General features: G+C 62.9%; 13 protein-coding genes. 7 read left to right on the top strand and 6 right to left on the bottom strand.

Annotated elements, in window-relative coordinates:
• Nucleotides 1-4: 4 nt before the first annotated feature.
• Nucleotides 5-1,708: a long-chain fatty acid--CoA ligase gene (locus tag FJ867_RS13615; protein ID WP_224646604.1), complete on the bottom strand. Its 1,704-nt coding sequence runs from the start codon at nt 1,706-1,708 to the stop codon at nt 5-7.
• A gap of 97 nt (nt 1,709-1,805) precedes the next feature.
• On the opposite strand from FJ867_RS13615, the gene FJ867_RS28960 reads away from it, so the two are divergent.
• From FJ867_RS28960 to FJ867_RS13640, 6 genes are all read left to right on the top strand, one after another.
• Entirely contained in the window at nt 1,806-2,345 is a 540-nt protein-coding gene (locus FJ867_RS28960) for a hypothetical protein (protein WP_224684797.1), read from the top strand.
• A gap of 210 nt (nt 2,346-2,555) precedes the next feature.
• Nucleotides 2,556-4,148 carry an ABC transporter substrate-binding protein gene (locus FJ867_RS13620; protein ID WP_140497006.1) on the top strand — a complete coding sequence of 531 codons (1,593 nt, stop codon included), beginning with the start codon at nt 2,556-2,558 and terminating at the stop codon, nt 4,146-4,148.
• Nucleotides 4,149-4,196: 48 nt separating this feature from the next.
• A complete protein-coding gene (locus FJ867_RS13625; RefSeq protein WP_140497004.1) occupies nt 4,197-5,204 on the top strand; it encodes an ABC transporter permease subunit in 1,008 nt (335 codons plus the stop codon).
• Nucleotides 5,205-5,274: 70 nt separating this feature from the next.
• Entirely contained in the window at nt 5,275-6,129 is an 855-nt protein-coding gene (locus tag FJ867_RS13630) for an ABC transporter permease subunit (protein ID WP_181165298.1), read from the top strand.
• A gap of 2 nt (nt 6,130-6,131) precedes the next feature.
• Nucleotides 6,132-6,989, top strand: a complete 858-nt coding sequence (locus FJ867_RS13635; protein WP_140497000.1) for an ABC transporter ATP-binding protein — start codon at nt 6,132-6,134, stop codon at nt 6,987-6,989.
• Nucleotides 6,986-7,816, top strand: coding sequence for a dipeptide ABC transporter ATP-binding protein (locus tag FJ867_RS13640; RefSeq protein ID WP_140496998.1), 831 nt, complete (start codon nt 6,986-6,988; stop codon nt 7,814-7,816). Before FJ867_RS13635 ends, FJ867_RS13640 begins: the two co-directional genes overlap by 4 nt.
• 234 nt (nt 7,817-8,050) lie before the next feature.
• On the opposite strand, the gene FJ867_RS13645 is transcribed toward FJ867_RS13640, so the two are convergent.
• The 4 genes from FJ867_RS13645 to FJ867_RS13660 form a co-directional block, all read right to left on the bottom strand.
• Nucleotides 8,051-9,331 carry a cysteine desulfurase-like protein gene (locus tag FJ867_RS13645; protein ID WP_140523731.1) on the bottom strand — a complete coding sequence of 427 codons (1,281 nt, stop codon included), beginning with the start codon at nt 9,329-9,331 and terminating at the stop codon, nt 8,051-8,053.
• Between the two features lie 47 nt (nt 9,332-9,378).
• On the bottom strand, nt 9,379-10,053 hold the full coding sequence (locus FJ867_RS13650) for an amino acid ABC transporter permease (RefSeq protein ID WP_140496993.1): 675 nt from the start codon (nt 10,051-10,053) through the stop codon (nt 9,379-9,381).
• Between the two features lie 158 nt (nt 10,054-10,211).
• Nucleotides 10,212-11,009 carry an ABC transporter substrate-binding protein gene (locus FJ867_RS13655; protein WP_140817633.1) on the bottom strand — a complete coding sequence of 266 codons (798 nt, stop codon included), beginning with the start codon at nt 11,007-11,009 and terminating at the stop codon, nt 10,212-10,214.
• Between the two features lie 439 nt (nt 11,010-11,448).
• Nucleotides 11,449-12,222, bottom strand: coding sequence for an HpcH/HpaI aldolase/citrate lyase family protein (locus FJ867_RS13660; protein WP_140496989.1), 774 nt, complete (start codon nt 12,220-12,222; stop codon nt 11,449-11,451).
• A 125-nt stretch (nt 12,223-12,347) separates the two neighbouring features.
• On the opposite strand from FJ867_RS13660, the gene FJ867_RS13665 reads away from it, so the two are divergent.
• Complete coding sequence (locus tag FJ867_RS13665; RefSeq protein ID WP_140564907.1) at nt 12,348-13,460, top strand: LLM class flavin-dependent oxidoreductase; 1,113 nt, start codon at nt 12,348-12,350, stop codon at nt 13,458-13,460.
• 71 nt (nt 13,461-13,531) lie between these two features.
• On the opposite strand, the gene FJ867_RS13670 is transcribed toward FJ867_RS13665, so the two are convergent.
• Nucleotides 13,532-13,927: a RidA family protein gene (locus FJ867_RS13670; RefSeq protein ID WP_140496985.1), complete on the bottom strand. Its 396-nt coding sequence runs from the start codon at nt 13,925-13,927 to the stop codon at nt 13,532-13,534.
• Nucleotides 13,928-13,946: the final 19 nt, after the last annotated feature.

The following is a 13,946-nucleotide window of genomic DNA, read 5'->3' on the forward strand; positions in this document are numbered from 1 at the left end:
GCTCCTATTCGCGCAATGCGCGCCGCAGGATCTTTCCGACCGGCGTCTTCGGCAGTTCTGTCCTGAATTCGATGTATCTGGGCCGCTTGTAGCCGGTCAGGTTCTCACGGCAATAGGCGGTGATGGCCTCGGCGGTCAGCGCCTGGTCCTTCTTGACGATGAACAGTTTCGGCACTTCGCCCGAATGCTCGTCCGGCACGCCGATTGCCGCCACTTCGAGCACGCCGGGATGCAGCGCCACGACTTCCTCGAGCTCGGTCGGATAGACGTTGAAGCCGGAAACGAGGATCATGTCCTTCTTGCGGTCGACGATCTTGGTGTAGCCGCGCTCGTCCATGAAGCCCATGTCGCCCGACTTGAAGAAGCCGTCCTTGGTCATCACCTTGGCGGTCTCGTCAGGCCGGTTCCAGTAGCCCGCCATCACCTGCGGCCCCTTGATGCAGATTTCGCCGACCTCGCCGAGCGGCAAATTGTTGTCCTCCTCGTCGCGGATGGCGATCTCGGTAGACGGCAGCGGCAGGCCGATCGTGCCGGTGAATTCGCCGGAGCTGAACTTGTTGGCCGTTGCCACGGGCGACGTCTCCGACAGGCCGTAGCCTTCACTGACCGGGCAGCCCGTCAGCGCCTTCCAGCGCTCGGCGACGCCCTTCTGCACCGCCATGCCGCCGCCCAGCGTCAGGAGCAGCGGCTTGAAGTCGAGCTTGCGGAAATCCTCATTGTTGAGCAGCGCGTTGAACAGCGTGTTGAGGCCTGGAAAGATATGGATCGGATACTTGCCCATTTCCTTGACGAAGCCGGGGATGTCGCGCGGGTTGGGGATCAGTATGTTCTGTCCACCCATTTGCATGCCCATCAGCGCATTCACGGTCAGCGCGAAGATATGATAGAGCGGCAGTGCGCAGATGAGGTTGAGATGGGCGGGTTTTGGCTTGACCGTGTAAGCGTCCTGCAGCCACAGCGAATTCTGCGCGACATTGGCCAGCACGTTGCTGTGCAGCAGGATAGCACCCTTCGAGATTCCCGTGGTGCCGCCGGTATATTGCAGGAACGCGATATCGTCGGCCGCCACCTTGGCCGGCTTGAAACCCATGCCGCTGCCCACCTTCAGCGCCGCGTTGAACTTGACATGGCCGGGCAATGACCAGGCCGGCACCATCTTCTTGACGCGGCGCACCACCAGATTGACGATGCTTCCCTTGAGCCCGCCGAGCATGTCGCCCATGGCCGCGACGACGACGTGCTTGACCGACGTCCTGGCGATCACCGCTTGCAAGGTGCTGGCGAAGTTCTCCAGGATGATGATCGCTTGTGCCCCGGAATCCTTGAGCTGGTGTTCCAGCTCGCGCGGCGTGTAGAGAGGGTTGACGTTGACCACCGTGTAGCCGGCGCGCGCCACCGCCATCATCGCCACCGGATATTGCAGCACGTTCGGCATCATCAGGGCGACGCGTGCGCCTTTGGGCAACCCGGTCGATTGCAGGTAGGCGCCGAACGCCGCCGAAAGCCGTTCGAGTTCCGCATAGGTGATCGACTTGCCCATGCAGGTGAAGGCCGGCTGGCCGGCAAATTGCTTGCAGGCGGCAACGAGGAAATCGCCGATGGAGCTGTAGGGCAGGGCGCCGATCTCGGCCGGCATGTTCTTCGGGTAGCTTTCCAGCCAGGGCTTTTCCGGCAAGCCTGCGGCAAGGGCGGTGAGCGCTTTCGGCAATCGCTTGGCGGCCGCCGGTCTCGAGGCCGCCGGTGCCGGCTTGGCCACGGATGCGGCTTGTGCGGCCCCAGTCTTGCTAGTCCGGGTCGCCCCGGTCTTGCTCGCGCCAGTCTTCGTCGTCCCGGCCTTGGTCGAACTGGTCTTTGTCGTCCCGGTTTTAGCAGTTCCGGCCTTCGCCGACGTCTTTGCGGGGACGGCTTTGGCCGCCGGCTTCGCGGCCGGTTTGACAACAGCGTCCGCCTTGCCGGCGGAAGGTTTCCCTGCGACCTTTGCCTTTGTGCTCTTTGCGCCCTTTGCGTTCTTGGCGGAGGGCGTTGGCTGCTTGTCGGCGCCCGCGGCCGGCTTCAGGGTCGCCTTGGCCGTCTTCGGCGGAGCCGTCCTGTTCGATGCTTTTGCCAACCGTCCCTCCCTGTTTTGTTCGCCCCTGCCGCGCTCGCCTCCTGCTAAGAGAGGCGTCCCCCGCTGCCGACGGTGCCTTGTCTATGTATGGCCTCTATCGGCGGGCGTGCAAGCCTTGCCCCAGCGGCAAGCCGTCGAAAGATTTGCCGCCGAAAATCTTTCCCGCCACGGGCGCAGCGGCCCTGCATCGTCCGGCATCCCCGGTCATATGAAAGCGGGCGCGACGTTGATCTCGTAAGATTGGTGATCAATAAAAAAATGCGGTCGTTAATAATGTTGTGAATAGAAAAAAATACTGAATTTTTCCATTTTTTTGCGGAGAGGAGGATTTTTTTCCCGCTTACCATGGGGTAGGCAAACTGGGTGTTCCAAAGCCGGAGAAACGGTGCTTATATGCGCGCTTCGCGAGCCTGATAGAGGGGCTTGGAAAAACATCAGGGAGTGCTCAATGAGGAAGAAACTGACTTTTGCAGCCGCGTTGCTGGCTGCAAGCGTCCTGGGCGGCGTGGCCAACGCAAAAACCTTGGTCTACTGCGCCGAAGCTTCGCCGGAAGGCTTTGACCCGGCGCCCTACACCGCGGGACAGACGTTCGATGCGTCTTCGCGTACGGTCTTCAACCGCCTCGTCGAATTCGATCATGGCAAGACAACGGTCTCGCCGGGCCTGGCCGAAAGCTGGTCCATTTCCGACGATGGCAAGGAATACACGTTCAAGCTTCGCAAGGGTGTGAAGTTCGCCGCTACCGACTATTTCACCCCGACGCGCGACTTCAACGCCGACGACGTGGTGTTCTCGTTCCAGCGTCAGGTCGACAAGAACGGCCCCTGGTTCCAGTACATACCGGGCATTGCCTACCAGTATTACAATGACCAGTTCGGCGACAACATCACCAAGGTCGAGAAGGTCGACGACCTGACGGTGAAGTTCACCCTCAAGGAGCCGGCGATCACTTTGATCCCGACGCTGGGCATGGACTTCGCCTCAATCGTTTCCAAGGAATATGCCGACAAGCTGCAGGCGGACAAGACGCCTGAACTGTTCAACCAGAAGCCGATTGGCACCGGCCCGTTCATCTTCGTCGATTACCAGACCGACGCTGCCATCCGCTACAAGGCCAACCCCGACTATTGGGGCGGCAAGCAGAAGATCGACGACCTTGTCTTCGCCATCACCACCGATCCGGCGGTCCGTGCGCAGAAGCTGAAGGCCGGCGAATGCAACATCATGTCCTACCCGGCGCCGGCCGACATCGCCGGCCTGCAGGCCGATCCGAACCTGAAGGTCGACGAGCAGGAAGGCCTCAATGTCGGTGCGCTGATGTACAACACCCAGCAGAAGCCGTTCGACGACGTGCGCGTGCGCAAGGCGCTCAACATGGCCATCAACAAGAAGGCTATCATCGACGCGGTCTTCCAGGGCGCCGGCCAGGTGGCCGTCAACCCGATCCCGCCGACCATGTGGTCCTACAACAAGGACGTGAAGGACGATCCGTACGATCCGGATGCGGCCAAGAAGATGCTCGAAGAGGCCGGCGTCAAGGACCTCAAGATGAATGTCTGGGCCATGCCTGTGTCGCGCCCCTACATGCCGAACGCGCGCCGCACCGCCGAGCTGATCCAGGCCGACTTCGCCAAGGTCGGCGTCACAGTCAATATCGTCAGCTACGATTGGGGTGAATACCTCAAGCGCGCTTCGGCGGTCGATCACGACGGCGCCGTCATCGTCGGCTGGACCGGTGACAATGGCGATCCGGACAACTTCCTCGGTGTACTCTTGAGCTGCGCTTCCGTCGGTTCGAACAACCGCGCGGAATGGTGCAACAAGGACTTCGATGCGCTCATCAACAAGGCCAAGACGGTTTCCGACCAGGCCGAGCGCACCAAGCTCTACGAACAGGCGCAGGTCATCTTCAAGGAACAGGCACCGTGGGCGACGCTCGCACACTCCAAGGTGTTCATGCCGATGCAGAAGACCGTCTCCGGCTTTGCGATGGATCCGCTCGGCATCCATCGCTTCGACGGCGTCGATATCGCCGAATAAGGTTCGCGAAACGGGGCGGCGCCACAGCGCCGTCCCACCTCGCCCGCCATGCTGCGTTATATCCTCGGCAAGCTCGCCCTCATCGTCCCGACCTTCATCGGGATAACCATCCTCGCCTTCGGCTTCGTGCGCATCCTGCCCGGTGATCCGGTGCTGGTGCTCGCGGGCGAACGCGGCCTGTCGCCCGAACGTCACGCTGCGCTGATGCACCAGTTCGGCTTCGACCTGCCGATCTGGCGACAGTACCTGACCTATCTGGCCAATATCCTCAGCGGTGATTTCGGCACCTCGTTTTCCACCAAGACGCCGGTGCTCAAGGATTTCCTGGTGCGGTTCCCGGCAACCGTCGAACTCGCCATCTTCGCCATGATCTTCGCCATCGTCATCGGCGTCGCCTTCGGCATCTTCGCCGCGATCCGCCGCGGCTCCTGGTTCGACCAACTGACCATGGGAACGGCGCTGGCAGGCTATTCCATGCCGATCTTCTGGTGGGGGCTGCTGCTGATCATCGTGTTCTCCGGCATGCTGCACTGGACGCCGGTTTCCGGCCGCATCGACCTTCTCTATTTCTTCAAGCCGGTAACCGGCTTCATGACCATCGATTCCCTGATCTCCGGACAGAAGGGTGCATTCCGCTCGGCCCTGTCGCACCTCGTCCTGCCCACCATCGTGCTCGGCACCATTCCGCTTGCCGTCATCGCCAGGCAGACGCGGTCGGCCATGCTCGAGGTCCTCGGCGAGGACTATGTGCGCACCGCGCGCGCCAAGGGCCTGGCGCCTCGCCGCGTCATCGGGCTGCACGCTTTCCGCAATGCGCTGATCCCGGTCGTCACCACCATTGGCCTGCAGGTCGGCACGCTCCTGACCGGCGCCATCCTGACCGAGAGCATTTTTTCGTGGCCAGGCATCGGCAAATGGATGATCGATGCTATTTCCAAGCGCGACTATTTCACCGTGCAAGGCGGGTTGCTTTTGATCGCGCTCATCGTCATGTCGGTGAACCTCATCGTCGACGTGCTCTATGCCGTCATCAACCCGCGTATCCGGGCGAATTGACATGACCAACGAAGGCCCTGCCACAATCGAAGCCGCGACCGTCGTCAGGCCGCAGGACGCCCGGCTGCAGATGTTCGCCGAGTTCTGGCACTATTTCTCGATCAACAAGGGCGCGGTGATCGGCCTCTTCGTCTTCGCGCTGCTGATCCTGATCGCCGTCTTCGCGCCGCTGCTCGCCCCGCATTCGCCGGACGACCAGTTCCGCGACTTCTTCCTGACGCCGCCGGCCTGGCAGGCGGGCGGCAACGCCCAGTTCCTGCTCGGTACCGACGCCGTCGGCCGCGACATTCTCTCGCGCCTGATCTACGGCTCGCGCTTCTCGCTCGCCATCGGCTTCGTCGTCGTCACCACGGCGCTGATCTCCGGCGTCATCCTCGGCCTGCTCGCCGGCTACTGCCGCGGCTGGGTGGATACGCTCATCATGCGCATCATGGACATCATCCTGGCCTTCCCGTCGCTGCTGCTGGCGCTGGTGCTGGTCGCCGTTCTCGGACCTGGGCTGGTCAACGCCATGATCGCCATTGCCTTCGTGCTGCAGCCGCACTTCGCCCGGCTCACCCGCGCCGCCGTGATGGCGGAGAAGAACCGCGAATATGTCATCTCGGCCAAGGTCGCGGGCGCCAGCCATTTCAGGCTGATGCTGGTCACCATCCTGCCCAACTGCATCGCGCCGCTGATCGTGCAGGCGACGCTGTCCTTCTCCAACGCCATCCTCGAGGCCGCGGCGCTGGGCTTCCTCGGCATGGGCGCGCAGCCGCCGACCCCGGAATGGGGCACGATGCTGGCCGAAGCACGCGAGTTCATCCTGCGCGCCTGGTGGGTGGTGACCTTCCCGGGCCTTGCCATCCTGATCACCGTCTTTGCCATCAACCTGATCGGCGACGGCCTGCGCGACGCGCTCGACCCCAAGCTGAAGAGGTCGTGAGCATGTCCCTGCTCGAGATCAAGAATCTCACCGTTTCCTTCGACACCGCCGCCGGTCCGTTCATGGCCGTGCAGGGCATCGACCTGTCGATCGAGCCGCGCGAAGTGCTGGCGATCGTCGGCGAATCCGGTTCCGGCAAATCGGTGGCGATGCTGGCGGTGATGGGGCTGCTGCCCAACACCGCGACCGTCAAGGCCGACCGCATGGCCTTCGACGGCGTCGATCTGCTGAAGCTCAGCCCGTCCGAGCGGCGCAAGATCGTCGGCAAGGATATCTCCATGATCTTCCAGGAGCCGATCGCCAGCCTCAACCCGTGCTTCACCGTCGGCTTCCAGATCGAGGAGGTGCTGCGCTTCCATATGGGCATGGACCGCGCCCAGCGCCGCGCGCGCGCCATCGAATTGATGAAGCTCGTCGGCATTGCCGATCCGGAAGAACGGCTGAGCTCGTTTCCGCACCAGATGTCGGGCGGCCAGTGCCAGCGCGTCATGATCGCCATCGCCATCGCCTGCAATCCGAAGCTCTTGATCGCGGACGAGCCGACCACCGCGCTCGATGTCACCATCCAGAAGCAGATCCTTGATCTCCTGGTTTCGCTGCAGGCCAAATACGGCATGGGCCTGATCATGATCACCCACAATATGGGCGTGGTGGCCGAGACAGCCGACCGCGTCATCGTTCAGTACAAGGGCCGCAAGATGGAAGAGGCCGACGTGCTGTCGCTGTTCGAGAGCCCGAAAAGCAACTACACGCGCGCGCTGCTGTCGGCGCTGCCGGAGAACGCGGTCGGCGACCGGCTGCCGACCGTTTCCGACATGCTGTTCGAGCCGGCGCCCTCGGCCGCGGGAGCCTCCGCATGAGCACCACCGTCCTCGAAGGCAAGAACATCGTTCGCGACTACCATATCGGCGGCGGCCTGTTCAGCGGGCCGCGCACGGTGCACGCGGTCAAGGGCGTCTCGTTCACCGTGGATAAGGGCAAGACGCTCGCCATCGTCGGCGAAAGCGGCTGCGGCAAGTCCACGCTCGCCCGCATCATCACGCTCATCGATCCGGCGACATCGGGCGAACTGTTCATCGACGGCAACAAGGTCGACATCGCCAGGGGCGGATTGACCAGGGAGATGCGCCGCAAGGTGCAGATCGTCTTCCAGAACCCCTACGGATCGCTCAACCCGCGCCAGAAGATCGGCGACGTGCTGGGCGAGCCGCTGCTGATCAACACCGACAAGACGGCCGCCGAGCGGCGCGACCTCGCCATGAAGATGCTGAAGAAGGTCGGCCTCGGTCACGAGCACTACAACCGCTATCCCCACATGTTCTCGGGCGGCCAGCGCCAGCGCATCGCCATCGCCCGTGCGCTGATGCTGAACCCGAGCCTTCTGGTGCTGGACGAGCCGGTCTCGGCGCTCGATCTTTCGGTGCAGGCACAGGTGCTCAACCTGCTCGCCGACCTGCAGGACGAATTCCAGCTGACCTATGTCTTCATCAGCCACGATCTCTCCGTGGTGCGCTACATCGCCGACGACGTGATGGTGATGTATTTCGGCGAGGCGGTCGAATACGGCTCGCGCGACGAGGTCTTTTCAGACCCCAAGCACAGCTACACCAGGACGCTGTTCGCCGCCACGCCGCGCGCCGATGTCGCCAGCATCAAGGCGAGGCTGGCGAAGAAGAAAGCGGCGTGACTCCAATTCGTCATCCTAGGGCGGAGCGCCGCAACGCGGTGCGGAGATCCTAGGATCCATGCCGTTATCTCAGCCGAAAAGCGCTGCGGAGCAGGTTGTGCACCGTGGTAACGCTCGCATATCACGGCATGAATCCTCGGGTCTGCGCCGCGTCGCTCCGCTCCTTGCTCCGCCCGTGGATGACGAAACGGAGGCAGTCACGCCTCCGGTTTCTCTCGCGAAAAGGGTCGAGCGCTACGACAGCTTCGCGATGACAGCCCGCAGCGCTTCACCGAAACGCCTGACTTCCTCGACCGTATTGTAGTGCACCAGCGAGGCGCGGATGGCGCCGCTGTCCATCGACAGGTTGAGGCGCTTCATCAGGCGCGGGGCGTACATGTGGCCGTCGCGAATGCCGATCTGCATCTCGGCCATTTCCTCGACGATCCGCTGCGGCGACAATTTGCCGATGTTGAAACAGAAGGTCGGCACGCGTTCGTTGATCCGGGCCTCCTCGGAAACGCCGTAGATTGTTGCCCCGCAGCTCTTCAGCACAGCCAGCATCTCGCGCGCCAGCACCAGCTCGTAGTCGCGGATGGCGCCCATGCCGGCGACGATGTTTTCGCGCCGCGAGCGGTTGTTGGACGGAGCAAGATTGCGGCCGATGAGCTCGAGATACTGCACGGCCGCATCCATGCCCGACACGTTCTCGTAAATGAAGGTGCCGGCCTCGACCTTGTAGGGCGGCTCGTCGGGGATGAAGTCCTCGCGGAAGGTCGGCAGTCGCTTCAGCGTTTCGAAGCGGCCCCACAGGAAACCCATATGCGGCGAGAAATTCTTGTAGCCGGAACAGACGAGATAGTCGCAATCCCATGCCTGGACGTCGATCAGCCCATGCGGCCCGTAATGCACGCAGTCGAGGAACACTTCGGCGCCGGCGGCGTGCGCGATCCCTGCCACCGAAGCGACGTCGACGATCGAGCCGATGGAATGCGCCGTCACCGTGCAGGCGACAAGCCGGGTACGATCGGAAACAAGCGGGCGCAGATCGTCGATATGCAGGTTGCCGTCCTCGCGCATGCGCCACCACTTGAACTTGGCGCCGGCGGATTCGAGTGCCAGCCATGTCGCGATGTTGGCGTCATGGTCCATGTCGGTGACGACGATCTCGTCGCGCTCTCCAAGCATCTGGCCGATGCCGAGGCTGACTAGGCGGATGAACGAGGTGGCGTTCATGCCGAAGCAGATCTCGGATGGGCTGTAGGCATTGATCAGCAGTGCCACGCTTGTCCGCGCATCGGCGACCGATTGGTCAACGGTGACGCTGCGCCCATAACGGCCGCCGCGCTGCACATTGTGCGAAACCAAATGGTTGGTCACCGCATCGAGCACGCTCTGCGGAATCTGCGCGCCGGCGGCGTTGTCCAGGAAGATGAAGTCGCCTGCCCGCTGCAAGGCCGGAAACATCGCCCGGATTCTTTCAACAGGGAACGCGCCGGAAGTGCCGGTCGCATTGGCGGCTTGATGCTTGTTCATGGTCGTCTCCTGCGAAGTGCTCGGTAGAGGGGAAATTGTAGGCGCGGTCAGCGCGTCTTCTCGGTCTTGAAACGGTCTTCAAGCAGGCTGACGAGGCGAACCATCGGCCACAGGAAGATGAGATAGACCAGGGCTGCGCCGATCAGCGGCGAGGGATTGGCATAGAGCGACTGTGCATTGGTCGCTTCCTTCAGGAGTTCCGGCAGCGCCACGGTGGAGGCGAGCGAGGTGTCCTTGAACATCGAGACGCAGTTGCTGGTCATCGGCGGGATGACGACGCGCACCGCCTGCGGCAGCACCACCTTGCGCAAGGTCAAAAGGAACGGCAGGCCGAGCGCCTGCGACGCCTCGAACTGGCCGCGCGGAATGCTTTCGATGCCGGAGCGGAACACTTCCGCCGAATAGGCCGACATGATGATGGCGAAGGCCGTTACGGCGGAAGCCCAGGACGATAGGCGGATGCCGAGGAAGGGCAGCGCATAATAGATCAGGATCAGCACGACCAGCACCGGCAGCGCGCGGAAGATATCGGTGTAGCCGACCGCCAGCCACCGGAGCGGCTTCGGCGCATAAAGCCGCAACAGGCTGATCACCAGGCCGATGGGGATGCCGATGCCGATGCTGAGCAGGCCGAGCAGCAGCGTGTTGAGAAAGCCGCGCAGCAGCGCCGGCAGACTGGACGCGATGACGTCGGCGTTGAAGAAGGTATCGAGCAGCGACATGGGAGGCTTTCCCGAACCGTTTGGCGTCCCTTGACGCCGGAGCAGAGGTCCGGAACAGCGAAAGCGGTTTTGCCGCGCCGCGCTGGTTCCGGGAGACTATGTATCAAACGGAACGTGCCGGCCTTTCGAGCCGGCACGTTCTCCTTGGCGGCCGCCGCTCAGGCCTTCGGCACCGGCATTTCCTTGGCGGTCGAGGAATCGGCGGGCGCGTCGCTGCCGAACCACTTCTTGTGGATCGCGGCCAGCGTGCCGTCCTTCTTCATTGCCGTCAGCGCGTCGTTGAGCTTGCCGAGCAGCGGGTGGTCCTTGGTCATCATCAGCCCGTACTGTTCGCCGGTCTTGATGCGTTCCTTGACGGTGAGATCCTTCATCTTGGTGAAGGAGTACTGCATGCCCGGAATGTCGCTGACAGCCGCGTCGATGCGCCCGGCGCTGAGGTCGAGCAAAAGGTTCTGCTGTGTGTCATAGCCCTTTACGTCGCTGAGGCCATCGGCCTCCTGATGCGCCTTGACCCAGGTCTCGCCGGTCGAGCCGGACAGCACGCCGACGATCTTGCCCTTGAGGTCGGCCTCGGCCTTGATCGGGCTGTCGGTCCTGGTGGCGATGCCCATGTCGGAATCATAGTAAGGCTGCGTGAACGACTGCGACTTCAGCCGCTCCGGCGTGATGGTGATCGACGAGATGGCGACATCGATGCGCTTCGAGGTGGTGGCGGCGAACAGCGCCTGGAAGCCGAGATCGGCGATGTCGGTGGTCATGCCGACGCGCTTTGCCGCTTCGTTGACGATGTCGACTTCAAAGCCCTCGAAAGTGCCGCTCTCGTTCTTGTACTCGAAGGGCGGGTTGGTCGGGTAGGCGCCGACATTGAGCACATCGGCGGCATAGGCGGTTGCCGGTCCGGCGGCGATGCCGATGGCGGCCGCGAGAAGGATGAGATTGCGACGGGTCAGGCTCATTGTTGGTCCCTCTGGGGTGTTCCCTCTGGTTGTTGATCGGGCGGGCTGATGCCCGCACGGTTTCTTGCCGCCCCACCTCCCAGCGGGGCGTCAATTCATGCTCGCTGCCATACGGTCGGGCGCTGTCCGGTCGCGGCAGACGCACATCGGCGGGAAGGCAAGGTTGGCGATGCTCTCGGTATGCGGATCGCGGATCTGGCGCGCGCACGCCATCGCACGCATGGCGCGTGCTGGAGGATGACTGGGGGCAGCATGAACGACAAGGACTGAAACCCTTTGATCCCACCCGATGCACCACGATGGATGTCCGGCAAGCCCGTCCGGAACGGCAGTCGCCATCGATCGAGGAATGCTTATCCAAACCGCGGCAGTTTTCAAGGCAAAAGTTTTAAGCTTAAAAAGTTGGCAGCGGCGGCGCCTGGCATACCTTTCGATAGCGCTAGCGGCCGCTCCTGCCCAGTTCGGCATCCGCGCCGGCTTTGCCGGCAGCAGCGCCAGCCCCCAGAAGCATCGTGTCGCTGGCCAGGATGAAGAAACTGGCGCCGAGTGCTGCCCATCGGGCGACATCTTGCGGCTTCGCGCAGAAGATCCCGGATGTCCTGCCATGCGCGATTGTCGCATCGATGATCCTGTGGATCGCTTGCGCGAGTTTGTCGGCGCCTTTGGGGCCGATCGCATCGATCGATACGGAGAGATCGCCGGGCCCGACGAAGATCACGTCGACGCCCTCGACGGCGGTGATCGCCTCGATATTGGCCAGCCCTTCCGATGTCTCGACCTGAACCGCCACGACGATGCTGTCATTGGCTTGAGCGAGATATTCGGAGATGCGGTAGCCATAGCCGGCGGCCCGTCCGGGCCCGACGCCGCGCTCGCCGGTCGGCGGATAACGCGAGGCCTTCACCGCCGCCTGCGCCTGGGCGGCGGTCGAGACGCGCGGGACGAGCACGCCTTGCGCGCCGCTGTCCAATGCCGCGGCGATCGCTTCCGGTGCATGGCCGGGCACGCGCACAATGGCCGGCACGCGATGGATGTCGGCCGCGCGCACCATCGCCTCGATCATGTCGCGCGAAATCTGGGCATGTTCCCAATCGATGCAGAGGAAATCGAGACCGGACTGGGCCATCACCTCGACCGCAACGGGATGCGGAATGGCGGCAAAGGAACCGACGAGGCTTTCCCTGCCGATGCATTTGTGGCGAAACCCGCTCATCGCTCCATCCCTTTGTTGTCGTGCCGGAATTCATATCCGCAAACAGCCGCGAGGCGAAGCTATTTCAGGCTTGAAATATTTTCGCGCGGGCCTAGCGTGTCGATCTCCCGCCGCGAGTTCCGGACATGATCAAAGCGCACCCCCTGCACGGCCCAAACAGACTGAAGCTCGGCGTCTTCTCCACCAATGCCGACGGCGGCCTTGCCATATCGGATGTGCCTGAACGCTGGACGGCAAGCTGGCACGACAATCTGACGGCGGCGCAGATCGCCGACCGGGCGGGGCTGGAATTCCTGCTGCCGATCGCGCGCTGGCGCGGCTTTGGTGGCCGCAACAGGGTGCGCGAATGGTCGTTCGAGACCTTCACCTGGGCGGCGGCGCTCAGTGTGGCCACCGAGCAGATCGGGCTGTTCATGACCGTGCATGTGCCGCTCGTGCATCCGCTCTACGCCGCCAAGGCGCTGGCGACGGTCGACCATATCAGCCAGGGCCGCGCCGGCCTCAACATCGTCTGCGGCTGGAACCCGAAGGAATTCGGCATGTTCGGCACGCCGCTGGTCGAGAAGGGGTATGATCAGGCCGCCGAATGGATCGAAATTCTGGAAAGGCTGTATGCGTCGGCTGAACCTCTCGACTATGAGGGCACTTATTATCGTCTCAAGGAAGCCGTGAGCCGGCCGGCCAGCCTGCAAGTTCCGCGACCGGTGACGATGAACGCGGCTTTCGGCGGTCCGGGCCGCGATTTCGCTGCCGCCAGATGTGACTATCTGTTCACCACCTTTTCCGAGATGGCCGATGCCGGCAAACATGTCGCCGATATCAGCGAGCGGGCCGACAAGGCTGGCCGCGAGGTCGGCGTCTACACCGTGGCGCATGTCGTCTGCCGGCCGACGATGGAGGAGGCGCAGGCCTATTACACGCGCTATGCCGTCGATCTGGCCGACCGTGAGGCGGTCGATGCCCATATGGCCGGCAAGAAGGAGTTCTCGCGGTCGCACGATCCGTATGCCTATGACCGCTACCGCCAGCGTTTCGCCGGCGGCGCCGGCACCTATCCCTTGGTCGGAACGCCCGAAACGATCGCCGCCGATATGGTCGCCATTGCCGGGCATGGCTACCAGGGCATTGCGCTGTCCTTCGTCAACTACACGCAGGAACTCCCCTATTTCTGCGATCACGTGCTGCCGCTGCTGGAGCGGGCCGGCCTTCGGAAAATAGTCTGGCCGATGCCTTCCTGATTTCTCATCCTGGGGTCTGCGCCGTATCGCTACGCTCCTTGCTGCACCCAGGATGACGAAGCGACGGCCGATTATTCCGGAATAACCGCGGTGGCCTGGATCTCCACCTTGGCTCGGTCCTCGACCAGTGCCATCACCTGCATCGCGGCCATCGCCGGGAAATGCCGGCCGATCACCTTGCGATAGGCCTCGCCTATACCCCTGAGATTGGCCAGATATTCGCTCTTATCGGTGAAATACCACGTCATTGACGTGATGTGCCGCGGCTCAGCTCCGGCCTCCGCCAGCACCGCGACGATATTTTGAAGCGTCTGCCGCACCTGGCCGACGAAATCGTCGGTCTCGAACTGGCACTGCCCATTCCAGCCGACCTGTCCGCCGACGAAGACAAGCCGCCCGCGAGCCGCTACGCCATTGGAGTAACCGACCGGCTTGGCCCAGCCATCCGGCTGCAGAATCTCGTGCATTTCAAACTCTCCGCAATAT

This window comes from Mesorhizobium sp. B2-5-3, assembly GCF_006441005.1.
Lineage (GTDB): Bacteria > Pseudomonadota > Alphaproteobacteria > Rhizobiales > Rhizobiaceae > Mesorhizobium.